Raw genomic sequence first — 16,525 nt, 5'->3', positions numbered from 1 at the left:
TTTATTCTCGAAGCACGCGCGCAGGTGAGGTATTCAGCACCGCACGCAAAAACGGCAAGGTCGCCAGCCACACGGCCAGCGCACCTGACATCAATCCCGCAAATGGGAGCCACCAGCTGGCATGGACTGGTAATTCCAGCACATACCTCGCCAGCGCCTCGCCAGACACCAAGGCGACCAGCCCAGCCATCAGGCCGGCAATCGCGCCCACAATCAACGACTCATAACGCGCCATGCGTCGTACAAGCGACCCGGCGGCGCCGAGGGTACGCAGCACAGCGACATCCTGCTTGCGTGCATCATGTGTATTCAGCGTGGCGGCGTACAATACGCAGATGCCGGCCAGCATGGCAAATGCAAACACCACGCTCATCGCATTCAGCATGGCATCCACCAGTACTTTCACCTGATCAAGCAAAGCGGATACATCGAACACAGTCAGGTTGGGCAACGATTTGACCAGTGTATCGGCAAATGGCCGATGCGCCGAATCCAGATAAAAGCTGCTGACATGGCTGGCCGGAGCGCCTGCCAGCATCGCAGGCGTGCCGATTACAAAGAAATTTACCCGAAACGAGTTCCAGTTCACCTTTCGCACACCAACCACATGTCCGCAGCTTGAGCTTCCCTGAATATCAAAGCACAGCTCATCCCCGAGCTTGATGCCTAGCCGCTTTACCATAGACTGCTCGATCGTCCACTCATGTGCGTCCGCTCGGGTTGCGCGCCCTGCGACAAGCGCATTGTCAGGCCGAATCGACTCGCCAAAGGATAAATTGAATTCACGCTCGGCAAAGCGGCGATCCTCTTTCTCCGCCAAGCTGATGGACTGGAGCGACTTACCCGCAATGCGCTGCAATCGCGCACGAACCATAGGAAACGTCTCGGGTACGCTCAGGCCTGCATGCGAAAACGCATCCGTGAAGCGATCTAGCTGAGCGGGTTGCAGATTGATCACGAAATGGTTCGGTACACCCTGACTCAACGTGGCGCGCCATCCTTCAATCAAATCGAAGCGAACCACCCAGAGGATGCCCAATGCGGTGAAGCCGAGCGCCAGTGCACTGGTTTGCGTAACGGTCGCCATTCCCCGAGCACTCAGATTGCGCACCGCAAAATACAGCGCCAACATGCGCCGAGGCACGATTCGCATGCACAGCGCCAGCAAGCACCACGCGATTACCCCAGTCAGAATCAATGCAAGCGAAATGCCAGTCAGCATCACCCATGCCAGCTTGCCACCGCCGGATTGCCAATAGATCAATCCCGACAGGCTCGCCGTTGCAGTCAGCGCCAGCCAGCGTCCACCACGTAGCCCCAAGCTATCCTGACGCAGTACTCGCAAAGGAGAGACAAATCGCAACCGCATCAATCCGGGTAGGCAGAGACCCAAAATTAAAATCACTGCCAGCATCGCCGACACGCCGACCGCCATCCATCCGGGTGGCGGTAGCATGATATCCAGCATCCCGCTCGCGACCATTGCCAGGAGTTGTTGTACCCCCCAGCCAAGCAACACACCGGGCACCACGCTGAGCATAAAAAGCGCGGCGCACTGCACATATATCAGTCGTTTGAGCTGCCACGATTGCAAACCGAGTGTGCGCAAAACCGCAACGGAATCGGCATGTCGCGCAACAAAGCGCTGCGCCGCCAGCATGACAGCTGCGGCCGCCAAGTACACACTCAGCAAGGCGGCAATTTTCAGGAAGCGTTGATCCTTTTCTGCCGCATCGCGAATCTCCCGACGACTTTCACGAGGATCGTCGATGGTCTGTCCAGCCTGCAAAAACGGCTTGATCGCCTCCCGTGCTGCTTGTAATTGCGTGGACTCACCTGCCATCAGCAAGCGATAACGCACGCGACTGCCCGGCAAAATCAGCTGTGTGGCCGCCACATCATCCAGATGCATGATGACAGCGGGCATGCGAGAAAACATATCCAGCATGCCGTCCATTTCACGAGCCAGCACGCCACCTACTTTAAAATCAGCCTCGCCTAGACTAATCCGATCACCGACACGCACGGAAAGTGCTCGCAAGCCATCCTCATCTACCCAGACCTCGCCTTTGACTGGCCCATGTGTAAAGGACACCTCTCTCCCGTCTCGCAGTAATCGAATATCACCCAATAAGGGATACCCCTCGCCCACCGCCCGGATCGATACCAATCTGGCGCGGGATGCCCCCTGCATCATGCTATTCAGCACAATACCCGACGTTGTTCGCACACCATGTCGAGTGGCAATTTCTATCCATTTGGCCGGAATTGGGGTGGAGCTATTAATCATCAGATCCGCACGCAATACCCGGCCAATTTGCGCATCGATGGCCGATTGCACCCGATCCGTAAACATCGCCACCCCACTGAATGCCGTCATCGCCACAATCAGCGACACCAGCATGATGGTCAGTTCGCCAGCCCGCAGTTCGCGCCAGAACCAGCGCATGGCGAAGCGCATCATGGCTGTGCTCCAGAATCCTCTACGATCATGCCGCCCTTCAAACGAATCCGGCGCTGACAGCGCGCAGCTAGCAGGACGTCATGCGTGACCAGAATCAGCGTGGTGCCGTGTTCGGCATTGAGTGCAAACAGCTGATCGACAATATGCGCCCCCGTCTCCTGATCCAGATTGCCGGTGGGTTCGTCAGCAAACAGGATGGTCGGGCGGGCGACAAATGCGCGCGCCAACGCGACTCGCTGCTGCTCGCCACCCGACAGCGCTTTAGGTCGATGCGACAGGCGATGTCCGAGCCCCACTGCCTTGAGCATCTGTTCCGCGCGTGACAGTGCGTCGCGTGCACCCGCCAGCTCTAGTGGCAGTGCCACGTTATCCAGCGCACTTAAGGCCGGGAGCAACTGAAACGATTGAAAGACAAATCCGACATGCCGCGCACGTAAGGCCGCCCGCTGGTCTTCATTCAGTTGCTGTAACGATTGCCCGGCCAGTTGAACCTCGCCTGATGTTGGCTCATCCAACCCCGCCAGCAAGCCAAGTAACGTCGACTTACCGGAGCCGGACTCCCCCACAATAGCCAGAGTGGTGCCTGCATCCAGCGAAAAAGAAATATCCTTTACAATGTCGAGCGTGGCCTCGCCCATGCTGACTCGTTTACCCAGCTGGTGCGCACGCACAACTGCCCCCGCGGGCTGCTCGACTAACCGGTGCATCTCATTTTGAATGGACTGCATGAATTCTTCCCTTACGCTGTGTTCGCGTTTCCTGGTTCGGGTTGTCATCGCCCTGATGCTACTGGTCAATGCGCGGGCTGCGCCTCCGCAGACGATCCTCGTGTTCGGCGACAGCCTCTCGGCGGGCTACGGACTTGCAGCAGGCGAGGACTGGCCCAGCCTGATCAGCAAGCAATTGCCGAAATCCTGGCAGCTGGTCAATGCCTCGCAATCCGGTGAAACCACCGATGGCGGCCTGACCCGCCTACCCGCCTTACTTGCCAGACATACTCCGGCAATTGTCGTCATCGAACTCGGTGCCAACGACGGTCTGCGTGGCAATGATCTGGAACTGGCGCAGCATAATCTCTCGGAGATGATTCGCGCCAGTCAAAACGCCGGCGCAAAAGTATTGCTGGTATCCATGCAATTGCCGCCAAACTTCGGCAAGCGCTACACCAGTCGATTTGCGGATATGTACGTACAACTGGCCAAGCAGTACACCCTGCCGCCTCCGCCCTTCTTATTTGAAGGCGTTGCGGACAAGCCCAATCTATTTCAGCCCGACCAGTTACACCCTAGGAAAGAAGCGCAGCCGCAGCTCGCCAGTACCATCTGGCGTACACTCGGCTCCATGCTCAACAGGAAAAAACCATCATGACCGCACAAGATTACCTTGCCCGCGCCCAATTGCAGCACGCCGTGTCCATCGAGCCTATTGAAGCGCTTGCACGCCGCCTGCAAACCGTTCGTGATCAGGCGCAGTTCACCGACTCACCAGAGACACTGTATCAATACCACGTTCCCATGCTGGGAGAAGGTGGCGCGTGTTCCCTGTTCGATGAACTGGACCCCACCCCCTACAATCTCGCAGACACGCTAGACGGCATCACCGATAGCACTACGCGTGCGCTGACACAATTGCGCGCACTGGTCGCTGAGGTCGCCAGCAGCACGCAGTGCGACTGGCTTGGTATTTACGCCAAACGCACGCTCAAAGATGGCTCCCGTGCACTCGTCAAGCTCGCCTATCACGGCAAGCCAAGTCGCGCCGAATTCCCGCTGACAGCCGAGTTTGCCGAGCATTCAAATAACAGCAGCGTGGGTCTGTCCGGTCAGGGCAAAATTATCGACGATGTCGCTGGCTGGGTGGCCGATGGCGGCGCTTACTACACCTGTGATCCGGATGTCCGCAGCGAGGCCTGTCTCCCACTGTTTGATGATCGCGGCATTCTGTGCGGCATCATTGATGCAGAAGATGCGCGCGCAGGCTTTTTCTCTGGCCAAGTGCTCGAAACCTTGATTGCATTGTGTCTGGTTGCACCATCCACGCTGCCGTAAGGAAGCGCAAAGCGGCTCGTAGCGGAATTTACAGCTCCTTACGATTCTGAAGGCTTGGAGAAACAGCTTTGGGCATCAGCGTGCCTAGAATGACACTCAATACCGGAATCACTCCGGTTTTGAATCTCAGGAGACAGGCTGATGACACCCTATTTTCGCCTTATTGCCGCCACAGTGACGGCAGTATTACTGACCTCAGCCCATGCAGAGGCACATCCACCCATGGCCGATCATGGCCACGGCGGCAGTTTGTTCGGATTGCATGCAGCATTGATCAAGCTACAGCCACAGCTCGGACTAACGGCGCAGCAGCAAGCACTGATCACAGCCGCACAAACCGCGACAAACAATGCCCGTACCATTGCCCGACAGCAGCATGACTCAATGAAGTCGCAGCTAGATACAGCCATGACGCAGCCCGTCCTGAATCTGGATAGCCTATCGCAAACAGAACAGGCTGCGCGCCAGCCAGTGCAAGCGGCCATGCAAACGGCTCGCACGTCATGGCTTGCCGCCTACGATGCGTTGAACGACACTCAAAAAGCGCTCGTATCGACTGCGCTGAAAGCAACTTACAAGCAGCATCAAGCCAAAATGGCCGAATGGATGAGCAAGCGTCCTCATCATTAAGCCAAATGCGTAGCAAACAAAAATGCCACTCTATTGAGTGGCATTTTCCATATAGCGCCTCGGATTGGCTAACTATTAGCCTCGCTTCGCTGCCCGTACAAACAGGATGCCGCCCAGCAGAATCATGGGCAGACTCAGCCATTGCCCCATTGAGAAGCCCAGCGCGAGGAAGCCCAGGAAGTTATCCGGTTCGCGCGCAAACTCTGCGATAAAACGGAACAGGCCATAGCCCAGCAGGAATAGAGCCGACACCTGCCCCTCAGGACGCTTCTTGCTGGAGAACAACCACATGATCACAAACAGGGTGATCCCTTCCAGCGCAAACTGATACAACTGTGACGGATGACGCGGCTGCTGATCCACAAGCGGAAACTGCATCGCCCAGAATGCATCGGTAGAAGTCACTCTCCCCCACAGTTCGCCATTGATAAAGTTGCCAATCCGGCCTGCAGCCAGTCCGAGCGGCACCAGCGGCGCAATGAAATCGGTCACCTTGAAAAATGAGTAGCCATATTTGCGGCCGATCAGCCACATCGCCACCAGCACGCCCAGGAAGCCACCGTGGAACGCCATGCCGCCTTCCCACACCCGCAAGATTTCCATCGGATGCGAGAAATAGAATTCAGGCTTGTAAAAGAGGATATAACCAAGTCGCCCGCCAAAAATGACGCCCAAAACACCATAAAAAAGCAGGTCATCGAGCTGTTGTGTGGTCCAACCGCTGGCGGGTTGCTTGCGAATGCGGTAATTTCCCAGAATCAGAAACAGAATAAAGCCCGCCAGATAGGTCAGGCCGTACCAACGGATGGCCAGCGGGCCAATACCAAATATCGGTCCAATGCTGATCGCAACCGGATCGAATTGCGGGTGAATCATCATCGCGGTTTTCCCTCGCGCGTGTTTTGATCTGACAAGCGCGCCATTATACTGATCTGAGCCTTGTCCGGAGACTGCATATGATAACAAAATGATATGCAGGAAACCCGGCCGCCGGCTTCCGGCACACCTGACATCCGCAAGACCAATCGTAAGGATTATCATGCCTGCCTATCGTTCCCGTACCACCACCCATGGCCGTAATATGGCCGGTGCCCGTGCCCTGTGGCGTGCCACCGGCATGAAGGATGGTGACTTCGATAAACCCATTATTGCCATTGCCAATAGCTTCACCCAGTTCGTGCCGGGTCATGTTCATCTGCATAACCTCGGCCAGCTGGTGGCACGCGAAATCGAAAAGGCCGGTGGGGTCGCCAAGGAATTCAACACGATTGCGATCGATGATGGCATCGCCATGGGCCACGGCGGCATGCTGTACTCTCTGCCTAGTCGAGATCTGATCGCCGACTCGGTGGAATACATGGTCAACGCCCACTGTGCCGATGCGCTGGTCTGTATTTCCAACTGCGACAAAATCACCCCCGGCATGCTGATGGCTGCGCTGCGCCTCAATATTCCGACGATTTTTGTATCCGGTGGCCCAATGGAAGCAGGTAAGGTCAACTGGCGCGGACAGGATCGAGGCCTTGATCTGGTCGATGCCATGATCGAAGCCGCCAGTCCTGATGCCACCGATGCCGAAGTCGCTGAAATCGAACGCTCGGCCTGCCCAACCTGTGGCTCTTGTTCCGGCATGTTCACCGCCAATTCGATGAACTGCCTCACCGAGGCGCTGGGCTTGAGTCTGCCCGGCAATGGCTCACTGGTAGCCACGCACGCCTTCCGTAAAGAACTATTCCTGAAAGCCGGACAAAAGATCGTCGAACTGGCCAAACGCTGGTACGAGCAAGATGATGCAAGCGTGCTGCCCCGCTCCATTGCCACGCTGGAAGCCTTTGAAAACGCCATGAGTCTCGACGTGGCCATGGGCGGCTCTACCAATACTGTCTTGCACCTCCTGGCGGCCGCGCATGAGGCAGGCGTCGACTTCAAGATGTCCGATATCGACCGTATCAGCCGTCGCGTGCCTTGTCTGTGTAAAGTGGCGCCTGCTACCCAGAAATATCACATGGAAGACGTCCACCGTGCAGGCGGCGTGATGGGGATTCTCGGCGAACTGGATCGCGCCGGATTGCTCAACCGTAAGGTGCCCACAGTACATTCCCATACGCTGGGCGGCGCACTGTCAGACTGGGATGTACAGCACGCCCGCGATCCGCATATCCACGACTTCTTCCGTGCAGCCCCTGGCGGCATTGCCACCACCATCGCCTTCAGCCAGTCCATGCTCTATCCGGAGCTGGATCTTGATCGTACACACGGCTGCATCCGCGATGCACAGTTTGCCTATTCCAAGGATGGCGGCCTGGCGGTGCTCTACGGCAATCTCGCCGAACGTGGCTGCATCGTGAAGACAGCCGGTGTAGATGAATCGATCCTCACCTTCAATGGTCGCGCCCGCGTGTTCGAAAGTCAGGACGATGCGGTTGAAGCCATTCTGGGCGATCAGATTGTGGCAGGCGATGTCGTGGTGATTCGCTACGAGGGTCCCAAGGGCGGCCCGGGCATGCAGGAAATGCTCTACCCCACCAGCTATCTCAAATCCAAGGGTCTCGGCAAAGCCTGTGCATTGCTGACCGATGGCCGTTTCTCGGGTGGCACATCAGGTTTGTCAATTGGCCATGTATCGCCGGAAGCAGCCGACCGCGGCGCAATTGCGTTGGTGCAGGAAGGTGATCGCATTGAAATCGATATCCCGAATCGTCGTATTCACCTGGCGGTGTCGGACGAAGAACTGGTCAAGCGTCATACCGAGATGGAAAAGCGCGGAGCAAAGGCATTCAAGCCCGAAACGCGCGAACGCCATGTCACACCCGCCTTGCGTGCATATGCGGCCATGACAACAAGTGCCGACACAGGTGCCGTCCGTAATGTCGAGCAAATTGAGCATCACCCGCGTGGCTAATAGCCTAAGTCCCTTACAGCACGCCCTGATCGAAACGGTCAGGCGCGTGCCGCATGGCAAAGTGGCAAGTTACGGTATGATCGCGGCACTGGCAGGTTATCCCCGTCATGCGCGACATGTCGGCCAGGCACTGAAGCGGCTGCCCGACAATAGCGATGCGCCCTGGTGGCGCATTGTGTCCGGCGACGGGACGATACCCGTGCGGGGTGCCGATGGCGCTGACGATCAGCAAAGATGGCTACTTGAAGCAGAAGGGATCACTTTTAAAGCATCGGGCAAGATCGATATGCGTCGGCATGCAGTCGAATAGGGCGGTTGTCGCATGAATGCACCGGTCGTCATTTGCAACTTGTCTGCAACCTTGACTAGGCATATCGTTAGGTCAGGCGCGCAACACACGCCACGCTCCGTCAACAAGCAGAAACGGAGGTTGCATGCAGCAAGCGACATCTTCGCCAGACGCTCGTTACGCAGGACCAGAACGACGTCTGCATGATCGCCGGGCTCCCATTCCACCGGATGAACACTTCTGGAGAATGATGAATCTGGCTCTCGTGGGCAGCGAACAGCGCGGTTCATTTGGTAGACGTGCAAATGATATGCAGTTCCAGAGCGGTACATCCGTATAGATACGTGGGCGCGTATGCACCATGATCCGGCAGGTCCGGAAAGCAAAAGAGCGGCACATGCCGCTCTTTTTGTTTGCTCACCCCGCTTAAACCGCAGCGATGATCTTCACTTCTACCCGGTAGTTTGGGTCAGCCAGACGCGACTCAACCGTTGCGCGTACCGGTGTATGACCCTGCGGCACCCACTCCGACCACGCTTCATTCATCAGGTCGTAGTCATCCATGGTCGCCAGCCAGATCTGTGCAGACAGAATCTTGGTTTTGTCGCTGCCGACTTCTGCCAGCAGACGATCAATCATGCCGAAAATTTCGCGGGACTGGGCACGTGTATCTTCCAGCAATGTCGTTTCCGCGACTTGGCCAGCGAGGTATACGGTGCCATTGTGCACCACCATTTCCGATAAACGCGGGCCAACATGAAAACGCTGAATCGACATACAGACTCCTTTCGCAAACAGAAACGATCGCCAGCACGCTGACGACAACACAAGAAAAACGCGCAGTGTACCTCGCTGCGCGCTTTTGTTCACATGAACCGATTAAACTCAGGCGAGTGCAACCCCGCGCAGACGCAGCGAAAACTCTCGCAGTGCCTCAATGCCGCTCGCTTCGGCACGCGTACACCAATCCTGCAATGACTTCAGGAGCTGTTCCTTGGATGATGCCGAACGCTCCCACAGGGTGGTCAGCTCCTGACGCATCTGATACACGGTTTCCAGCACCTTGGACTCTGCAATCAGGGCATCCAGCGACTGGCGTTCCTGCACCGGCGTATCCTTGCGATCCTGCTTGAGCCAGCGCTTCATCGAGGCCATACGATCCGCTTTACCGGATACAGACATGCGCTCGATTTCTGCCGCGACCGTGTCCCTTACCGTGCGGGCATAGCTCGCAGCGATGGAGTAGCGATTGGCAATGATGGCCTGCAGGGTCTCGAAGTCGATCTGAGCCTTGGGCGCAGTCGTCTTGAAGGCGGGCGCCACGCGACGAACCTTAGCCAGACCCATCATTTCCAGAATGCGGATATACATCCAGCCGATGTCGAACTCGAACCACTTGTATGAAAGTTTGGCGGATGTGCCAAATGTATGGTGATTGTTGTGCAGCTCTTCGCCACCAATCAGAATGCCCCACGGAAAGATATTGGTGGACGCATCTTCACACTCGAAGTTGCGGTAGCCCCAGTAGTGGCCAATCCCATTGATAATCCCCGCCGCCATAATGGGAATCCAGACCATCTGTACTGCCCACATCCAGATCCCGTTCACGCCGAACAAGATGAAATAGATGAAAATCAGTGAGATAAGACCCGCCGCGCTGTGCTTGGTATACACATTGCGTTCCATCCAGTCATCCGGCGTACCATGTCCATACTTGTCCATGGTTTCCTGAACCTTGGCCTCGGCACGATACAGCTCGGATCCTTCCAGCAGCACTTTCTTGATGCCCAGTACCTGCGGACTATGCGGATCTTCCTCAGTTTCGCAGCGCGCATGGTGCTTGCGGTGAATCGCCGCCCAGTGCTTGGTGACCATACCGGTTGTCATCCACAGCCAGAAACGGAAGAAGTGACTGGGAATCGGATGCAGATCAAGTGAGCGATGAGCCTGATGACGATGCAGGTAAATCGTCACCGACGCAATCGTGATGTGGGTGAATACCAGAATGGCAACAATGTATCCCCACCAGGGTAAATGCACCACACCTTGCAGAAATGGAAGCAGGCTTTCGAGCCACGACATGTGTCTAATCCTTCTGGGTAATTACAGCTTCATTCAAATATTGTTATCGAATCATTGTACGATGGATCATCCGTTCCCGCCTACAGAACCGTCAGCCGGTGCGAATACCTTTGTATCCGATAATGTTACCCGATAGTGCGTGGTTGGCAGCTCAATGCCATGCCCTTTAAATGTGCGCAACAACGTAAGATTGACTTCGGAACGCAAGCTGGCAAGACCGGCTTCGGGGTCGCCTACCCAAACACCGATTTCCAGTTCGATTCCGGTGTCAGTAATTGCCTTCACAAACACATGAGGTTGCGGATCGGCCAGCACACGTGGCACGGCCGCACATGCTGACTTAATTAACCCGATCGTCAGATCAATGTCTGTGCCATGTGCCACCGTCACTTGCACAGGCACCCGTGTCTGCCTGTCTGTGTAGGAATGGTTCAGCACAGTCGAGGTGACCAGCGCCTCATTCGGAATAATTGCCTCGGTTCCATCCCCCATGCGAAGGACAACATAGCGCGCGGTAATGCCGGTAATTGCGCCATTCCGACCATCAATGGTCACCAAATCACCTATTCGGATCGAACGATCCAGCAAAATGATAAATCCGGACACATAGTTGCTGGCGATTTTCTGCAAGCCGAAACCCAGACCGACACCCAGTGCCCCACCAAAAACAGACAGTACCGTGAGATCAATCCCAACCAGAGGCAGCGCAATCAAAATCGCAAAAACCGCCAGTACAGTACGTACAACCTTCGTTGCCACCACTCGCAGGCTCATGTCGAAGCTTTGAGCCTGCATCATGCGCCGCTCAAAGATCCGTCCAAGCCACATCGCAATCAACATGGTCAGCCCGACCGAAATCGCGCCATCGACCAGTTTCAGCAGGGATATTTCCGTTTTGCCGAAGTCAAACTGAATCTCGTCTAACGCACCCCGCAAGCGCGACATCCAGCCCAGGATATGCAATGCCACGCCCAGCCAGAGTACGCCCGCAATCCATCGCTCAATTTTTTTGACCTGCGCTGATTGAAGAAACACTTCCTGAACCAGATAAACCGCCATCCTGACTACTGCCCAGGCACCGGACAATTCGCCGATCACAGCCAAGAAGTCGTTGCGGCGCGCATCTGGCAATACGGGATGCGCCACACTAATTAATAGCCAGGATAAGAGAGGAAAGAGTACCCGTGCCAAGCCCTCCGACCCCATGCGCCATTTAGCATCTTCAGACTTCAGCGCCGGACGTAGTCGACGCGCAGCCAGATATGACGCAACCAGGCAGGTAATCGCCACCAAAAACTGTATCAGGAGTGATTCCGACACGCCCTTGTCCCACAGCTCGGAAGCAAATTCAAACAGGGGCGACTCGCGTACAGATTGCTGCATCATCAGGCACCACGAATTTTCTTGAGTGTCGCGGTTGTAGAGGTATCAAACAAAAATGGTATCGAATGTACCTGACCACCCCGTGCGAGCACCTCGGTCGCCCCTACGATGCGATCGGGGGTCCAGTCCCCGCCCTTGACCAAAATATCAGGCTGAACCAGTTGAATCAGGTCATACGGGGTATCCGTATCAAAGCAGGTGACCAGGTCGACCGCCTCGAGCGCAGCCAGCACTGCCATGCGATTTGCTTCGGGATTAATCGGGCGGTCATCCCCTTTTCCTTGCCGCTTAACCGAGTCATCGGTATTCACCGCAACAATCATGGATGCCCCCAATGCCCGAGCCTGAGCTAAATAGGTCACATGCCCACGGTGCAGGATATCGAAGCATCCATTGGTAAACACCAACGGACGTGGCAATGACTGCAGCCGCTGCACAAGTGCTTCATGGGTACATACCTTGTCAATAAAGGCAGGTTGGTCGTATTCAGTCATAGGAAACCTTTGATGCGCCAGCATACAGGCTGGCGGCGAAAATGAGGGCTGTCCCGCATTTTACATGCAGTGCGCAGCATCGGGGGGCACACACGATATATCCACCCATGGCAAATGGGCATGCGCGTACATCCTATCCGGGAGAAAGTCGATCCAGATTTGGCCAGAAGGCTTTATCGGCCGTGCATCGACAACACTTGCAGCAGCGCCATTCCTTGATCGGACACATAATGGCGGAAGCTGAACTGTTTAAGCTGGCGCAGCACCTGACTTGCATCGAAGCGACCGGAAGAAATCTGATCTCGAATACGCTTGAACCGACCACACTCTAAAAGCAATGCCTGCCGCCGCTTATTCACCAGTTGTACATGATGTTTTTCGATGAGCACCGATAGCTGAAGCCAGATGAGTAAGGCACCAGCAGCCCACCAGTACTCCATATACAAGGCAACAACGCACAGCAACACCAACAGCAAATACCAAACGAGATCTGCATTCGGAAAGTCTGGTGCCCAATTACCCAGCTTGGGCCAATTCAACTTAAGCTGGCTAATAATGCGATCTCTATCATTGGCGTCTCGCTTCAACCGCGCCCAAATCGCATCGAACTCCAGAGCAATAAACCATTTATCGTATAGTTTGGTTTGCAGCCAGTCGTTATCGCGGTATTGCTGCATTTTTTCTACCAGCATTTGCTGGTATGCATCGCTTGCCAGAGGCGGGAGTAACTCCCATTCGGGATGCGCCAATTGGCGACGAACCTTGAGCGGAAAGCCCAAAATATTGATGATTTCGCCTTTACGCGCCTCAATCGCAGAACGATCCAGCCGCTCATCCTGAGTATTCAGATCAAAGTACTGGGACACCAATAAATCCAGGCGCTCCAGGATGGGGGCAGCGCCGGGATTCTTGGCCATAAAACGTCGTTGCGCTTCCACTTCTTCAAGAATGGTAGGCACCGCAAACTTTACTTCAGGCGGCCAAGGCATACGCAATACGCTCTCCACCTTGAAGAAAATCTCTTCATAGTGGGCCACGAAATTGCGCTTAAATTCCTCAACCAGTTGCGAATCCTTGTCGCGGTCACCTGTCGACAGGGGGGCTGAAGGGGGCTTCCGCTGTAAATCCAACCGGAGATTATTGGCAAGCGTGCTTAACTCGGGAGAAATCCCGATCAAAGCGAAGATCGAGGCCAACTCCTTATGTCGGACCCGCATCTCCTCCAGCTCTTTCCAGACGTCCCAAGTCGCAGCCTTGGGCTCTTTCACCATATTTCCGAGCAGCATGGTCACTCCCAGGACCGCAACACCGGATCGCAATCAATCAGGCGATTTGGCAGGCTTCCGCAAAATCGAGACGAGGATTACGTGGATACAATTTGCTTGTATCGCCATAACCAAGATTGATCAGGAAATTGCTCTTATACTGGGTGCCCGCAAAAAAGGCAGCATCCACCTTTGCATTATCAAAACCTGACATCGGGCCACAGTCCAGACCCAAGGCGCGAGCCGCCAGGATCAGATAGGCGCCCTGCAGCGTACCGCTACGGAAAGCCGCCCCCTGAATTGCAGCATCATTCCCAACAAACCAGCTACGGGCATCGGCATGCGGAAACAGCTTGGGCAGCTTTTCGTAAAACTCGAGGTCATGCGCCACAATGACAGTCACAGGCGCGGCCATTGTTTTTTCCAGATTTCCCTCTGACAGGCAAGGACGAAGTTTTTCCTTCGCTTCGGGAGAACGAACAAACACAAATCGCCCAGGGCATGCATTTGCGGTAGTCGGCCCCCACTTTAGCAAGTCATAGAGCGCGTGGATGGTTTCATCGCTCACCGGCTGACTGGAAAAGCCATTGTGGGTGCGTGCGTCGGTAAACAATTGTGCCAAAGCGGCAGCATTGAGCGGCTGACTCATGTGGTGTACTTCCCTCTTGGTATATAAATATCAGGTGACTAGCTGCACCCGTTCAGATTAAGCATAGCCCGTCACCATAGATTGGCAAGTCATACATATGGCGTGAATCATGCATGTTTCAACCTTGCCTCAATCGCATGGCATAGCGTTTTAAGCACTTTGATACGGGCAAAATACTTATTATTTGCTTCAACCAGCGTCCACGGACGATCAGAGCTACCCGTTCGATCTACCATATCGTGGATGGCGCGCGCATATTCATCCCATTTTTCACGATTTCGCCAATCCTCGTCAGTGATCTTAAATCGTTTGAATTCCGTATTTTGTCGCGACTCAAAGCGCGCAAGCTGTTCCTTTTTATCGATGGCCAGCCAAAACTTCACAAGAATGACACCTGACTCCTTTAGTTGGCGTTCAAAATCATTGATTTCTTCATATGCGCGCATCCAGTCAGATTCAGACGCGTAGCCCTCAACACGTTCTACGAGCACACGGCCATACCAGCTGCGATCAAACATCGCAAATCTACCCTTGGCTGGAACATGCCTCCAGAATCGCCAAAGATATGGCTGAGCACGCTCCTCTTCGGAAGGTGCGGCAATTGGAATGATGCGATAGGTTCTGGCATCCAATGCTGATGCAACTCGGCGAATTGACCCTCCCTTGCCCGCAGCATCATGCCCCTCAAACACCACCACTACGCTATGGCGCTGAAAGTCAGGATGGCGACACGCCAAGGCCAATCGTCCCTGCCATTTCTCCAGTTCCAGCGTGTACGATTCGCGCGACATTTGCTGGTTCAGATCTAGTTTATCCAGCAAATACTGACCATCCAGTGGTGCAGCAAAAGGAGCAGCCTCGACAGGAGGCGCTATCACCCCCTTTAGTCTGCGCTCAAGTCCGCGCTTCAGGGTTTCAGCTGCCGTCAGATACCGAAAATTTGCATCCGAGCCGTCAATGACAGTCCATGGCGCACTGGCAGAGCTCGTTTTGAGCAATACATGCTCCGCAGCTTTACGGATATGCGCATGCTGCTCGAGATTTTCCCAGTCCGCAGTCGTTACTCTCCACCGAGTAAGCTCATCAGACTCAAGTGATTCCAGACGTTTCTTTTGCTCGCGCTTGGACAAATGGAACCATAATTTGATGAGTAGCGCGCCCTCGCGAACTAACATTCGCTCGAATCGATTGATTTCCGCGATCCGTTGATCAAGTTCGGCACGCCCTATCTGGCCCGCTACATGCTGATCAATTGGATCCGAATACCAAGAGCCAAACAGGATTCCAATTCGACCTTTGCCAGGTAATGCCTGCCAGAATCGCCACATATAAGGTCGATTGAGGTCATCCGAAGTAGCGTCACCAAACGCTGTGGTGTCGATCAGGCGAGGGTCCATCCATGCATTTAACAGATTGACGGTCTCCCCCTTTCCCGCGCCATCCAGTCCATTTACGAGTACAACTACAGGGAATTCCGCCAACTCTCTCAGCTGGATCTGCAGCTCGAGCAAGGCCTCACGAAGCGCTGGTACAGACGCCTTCCAGACCGCTCTATCGATCGCATGACCCTGCTCAGCTGCTTCAAACATGAAAGTGTGCTCGCATCCATTTCAAATAGGCATCTGCGGCTTCATCTCCCTCCATAGGAGCCCAAGACGCGCGCTCAGCGGCTGTGGGTGCAGTATATGGCCCCGCCTTGGCTTCGAAAAAAACCGTGCCCACTTGAAGCGAGACCACGCTGTGCCATGTACCTGGCGGCAGATCAATTCCAAAAATGTCGCCCCCAGGCGCTAAGCGATGCTGCTCCACTACCGTACCGGCATCATCAAAGATCAAGATGCCTAATGCACCTTTCACCACAATCATTGTTTCAGCCTTACTCGCCTCGAGATGACGATGCGGAATGACGTAGCTATTCGGCTCGATTGCATTCAGTAGCCTGTGGCAGACAGATTCATCTGATTCGTGAAAATTGAGATTCTTACGCAAACGAGGAATGGCATTAGCTTCGTGAGTTAATGCCTCGAGCATTTGCTGGGAGAGCAGTTGAACAGTCATGGATTCGAAAACCGGATAATGAAATGAATGACTGAAGTATACCGCTACAGCGATATTGTCTGGGAAACTGTACCTGTGCCGAATGATTCTACGCTGATAGCGACAATTGGAGTGACTCCAACTTTCAGACGCCGAAACGCAAAAACCCCGACCAGTCTCCTGATCGGGGTTTGCATACATCTATTGATGTTGGGGAGCCTGGCGGTGACCTACGTTCACACGGGAACCCGCACTATCATCGGCGCAGCTTCGTTTCACGGT

At 54.9% G+C, this 16,525-nt stretch carries 16 protein-coding genes; 5 read left to right on the top strand and 11 right to left on the bottom strand.

Annotated features, from left to right (window positions below; genetic code table 11):
* Position 1: 1 nt before the first annotated feature.
* Together KSF73_16985 and KSF73_16980 are read right to left on the bottom strand one after the other, a co-directional pair.
* Positions 2-2,464, bottom strand: coding sequence for an ABC transporter permease (locus KSF73_16985; protein ID MBV1777419.1), 2,463 nt, complete (start codon positions 2,462-2,464; stop codon positions 2-4).
* Positions 2,461-3,192: an ABC transporter ATP-binding protein gene (locus KSF73_16980; GenBank protein ID MBV1777418.1), complete on the bottom strand. Its 732-nt coding sequence runs from the start codon at positions 3,190-3,192 to the stop codon at positions 2,461-2,463. Before KSF73_16980 ends, KSF73_16985 begins: the two co-directional genes overlap by 4 nt.
* On the opposite strand from KSF73_16980, the gene KSF73_16975 reads away from it, so the two are divergent.
* From KSF73_16975 to KSF73_16965, 3 genes are all read left to right on the top strand, one after another.
* Positions 3,191-3,832 (top strand): arylesterase, encoded by a 642-nt coding sequence (locus tag KSF73_16975; GenBank protein ID MBV1777417.1) that lies wholly within the window; start codon positions 3,191-3,193, stop codon positions 3,830-3,832. The genes KSF73_16980 and KSF73_16975 overlap by 2 nt on opposite strands.
* Complete coding sequence (locus KSF73_16970; GenBank protein ID MBV1777416.1) at positions 3,829-4,512, top strand: hypothetical protein; 684 nt, start codon at positions 3,829-3,831, stop codon at positions 4,510-4,512. The genes KSF73_16975 and KSF73_16970 overlap by 4 nt, the downstream gene beginning before the upstream one ends.
* A gap of 141 nt (positions 4,513-4,653) precedes the next feature.
* Positions 4,654-5,142: a hypothetical protein gene (locus tag KSF73_16965; GenBank protein ID MBV1777415.1), complete on the top strand. Its 489-nt coding sequence runs from the start codon at positions 4,654-4,656 to the stop codon at positions 5,140-5,142.
* Between the two features lie 75 nt (positions 5,143-5,217).
* On the opposite strand, the gene lgt is transcribed toward KSF73_16965, so the two are convergent.
* Positions 5,218-6,021, bottom strand: a complete 804-nt coding sequence (gene lgt / locus KSF73_16960) for a prolipoprotein diacylglyceryl transferase (GenBank protein MBV1777414.1) — start codon at positions 6,019-6,021, stop codon at positions 5,218-5,220.
* Between the two features lie 160 nt (positions 6,022-6,181).
* Between lgt and ilvD the strand changes: the two genes are divergently transcribed.
* Entirely contained in the window at positions 6,182-8,044 is a 1,863-nt protein-coding gene (gene ilvD / locus KSF73_16955) for a dihydroxy-acid dehydratase (GenBank protein MBV1777413.1), read from the top strand.
* Complete coding sequence (locus tag KSF73_16950) at positions 8,010-8,354, top strand: MGMT family protein (GenBank protein ID MBV1777412.1); 345 nt, start codon at positions 8,010-8,012, stop codon at positions 8,352-8,354. Before ilvD ends, KSF73_16950 begins: the two co-directional genes overlap by 35 nt.
* Positions 8,355-8,759: 405 nt before the next feature.
* Here KSF73_16950 and KSF73_16945 read toward each other — a convergent pair whose 3' ends face one another.
* The 8 genes from KSF73_16945 to KSF73_16910 form a co-directional block, all read right to left on the bottom strand.
* Positions 8,760-9,110, bottom strand: a complete 351-nt coding sequence (locus KSF73_16945; protein ID MBV1777411.1) for a RidA family protein — start codon at positions 9,108-9,110, stop codon at positions 8,760-8,762.
* 108 nt (positions 9,111-9,218) lie between these two features.
* Positions 9,219-10,415: a fatty acid desaturase gene (locus KSF73_16940; protein MBV1777410.1), complete on the bottom strand. Its 1,197-nt coding sequence runs from the start codon at positions 10,413-10,415 to the stop codon at positions 9,219-9,221.
* 66 nt (positions 10,416-10,481) lie between these two features.
* Positions 10,482-11,798, bottom strand: a complete 1,317-nt coding sequence (locus KSF73_16935; GenBank protein ID MBV1777409.1) for a mechanosensitive ion channel — start codon at positions 11,796-11,798, stop codon at positions 10,482-10,484.
* A 2-nt stretch (positions 11,799-11,800) separates the two neighbouring features.
* Positions 11,801-12,292 (bottom strand): D-glycero-beta-D-manno-heptose 1-phosphate adenylyltransferase, encoded by a 492-nt coding sequence (rfaE2, locus tag KSF73_16930; protein ID MBV1777408.1) that lies wholly within the window; start codon positions 12,290-12,292, stop codon positions 11,801-11,803.
* A 173-nt stretch (positions 12,293-12,465) separates the two neighbouring features.
* Positions 12,466-13,584, bottom strand: coding sequence for a hypothetical protein (locus KSF73_16925; GenBank protein MBV1777407.1), 1,119 nt, complete (start codon positions 13,582-13,584; stop codon positions 12,466-12,468).
* Positions 13,585-13,615: 31 nt separating this feature from the next.
* Positions 13,616-14,206: a malonic semialdehyde reductase gene (locus KSF73_16920; protein ID MBV1777406.1), complete on the bottom strand. Its 591-nt coding sequence runs from the start codon at positions 14,204-14,206 to the stop codon at positions 13,616-13,618.
* Between the two features lie 107 nt (positions 14,207-14,313).
* Entirely contained in the window at positions 14,314-15,795 is a 1,482-nt protein-coding gene (gene pap, locus KSF73_16915) for a polyphosphate:AMP phosphotransferase (GenBank protein MBV1777405.1), read from the bottom strand.
* Positions 15,788-16,264, bottom strand: a complete 477-nt coding sequence (locus KSF73_16910) for a WbuC family cupin fold metalloprotein (GenBank protein MBV1777404.1) — start codon at positions 16,262-16,264, stop codon at positions 15,788-15,790. Before KSF73_16910 ends, pap begins: the two co-directional genes overlap by 8 nt.
* Positions 16,265-16,525: the final 261 nt, after the last annotated feature.

This window comes from Burkholderiaceae bacterium DAT-1, assembly GCA_019084025.1.
Lineage (GTDB): Bacteria > Pseudomonadota > Gammaproteobacteria > Burkholderiales > Chitinimonadaceae > DAT-1.
This window is presented reverse-complemented; position numbering and strand designations above follow the sequence as displayed.

Coding starts and splice junctions, on each gene's coding strand:
- KSF73_16985 (MBV1777419.1), bottom strand. CDS start 2,464: ATGATGCGCTTCGCCATGCGCTGGTTCTGGCGCGAACTGCGGGCTGGC.
- KSF73_16975 (MBV1777417.1), top strand. CDS start 3,191: ATGAATTCTTCCCTTACGCTGTGTTCGCGTTTCCTGGTTCGGGTTGTC.
- KSF73_16980 (MBV1777418.1), bottom strand. CDS start 3,192: ATGCAGTCCATTCAAAATGAGATGCACCGGTTAGTCGAGCAGCCCGCG.
- KSF73_16970 (MBV1777416.1), top strand. CDS start 3,829: ATGACCGCACAAGATTACCTTGCCCGCGCCCAATTGCAGCACGCCGTG.
- KSF73_16965 (MBV1777415.1), top strand. CDS start 4,654: ATGACACCCTATTTTCGCCTTATTGCCGCCACAGTGACGGCAGTATTA.
- lgt (MBV1777414.1), bottom strand. CDS start 6,021: ATGATGATTCACCCGCAATTCGATCCGGTTGCGATCAGCATTGGACCG.
- ilvD (MBV1777413.1), top strand. CDS start 6,182: ATGCCTGCCTATCGTTCCCGTACCACCACCCATGGCCGTAATATGGCC.
- KSF73_16950 (MBV1777412.1), top strand. CDS start 8,010: ATGTCGAGCAAATTGAGCATCACCCGCGTGGCTAATAGCCTAAGTCCC.
- KSF73_16945 (MBV1777411.1), bottom strand. CDS start 9,110: ATGTCGATTCAGCGTTTTCATGTTGGCCCGCGTTTATCGGAAATGGTG.
- KSF73_16940 (MBV1777410.1), bottom strand. CDS start 10,415: ATGTCGTGGCTCGAAAGCCTGCTTCCATTTCTGCAAGGTGTGGTGCAT.
- KSF73_16935 (MBV1777409.1), bottom strand. CDS start 11,798: ATGCAGCAATCTGTACGCGAGTCGCCCCTGTTTGAATTTGCTTCCGAG.
- rfaE2 (MBV1777408.1), bottom strand. CDS start 12,292: ATGACTGAATACGACCAACCTGCCTTTATTGACAAGGTATGTACCCAT.
- KSF73_16920 (MBV1777406.1), bottom strand. CDS start 14,206: ATGAGTCAGCCGCTCAATGCTGCCGCTTTGGCACAATTGTTTACCGAC.
- pap (MBV1777405.1), bottom strand. CDS start 15,795: ATGTTTGAAGCAGCTGAGCAGGGTCATGCGATCGATAGAGCGGTCTGG.
- KSF73_16910 (MBV1777404.1), bottom strand. CDS start 16,264: ATGACTGTTCAACTGCTCTCCCAGCAAATGCTCGAGGCATTAACTCAC.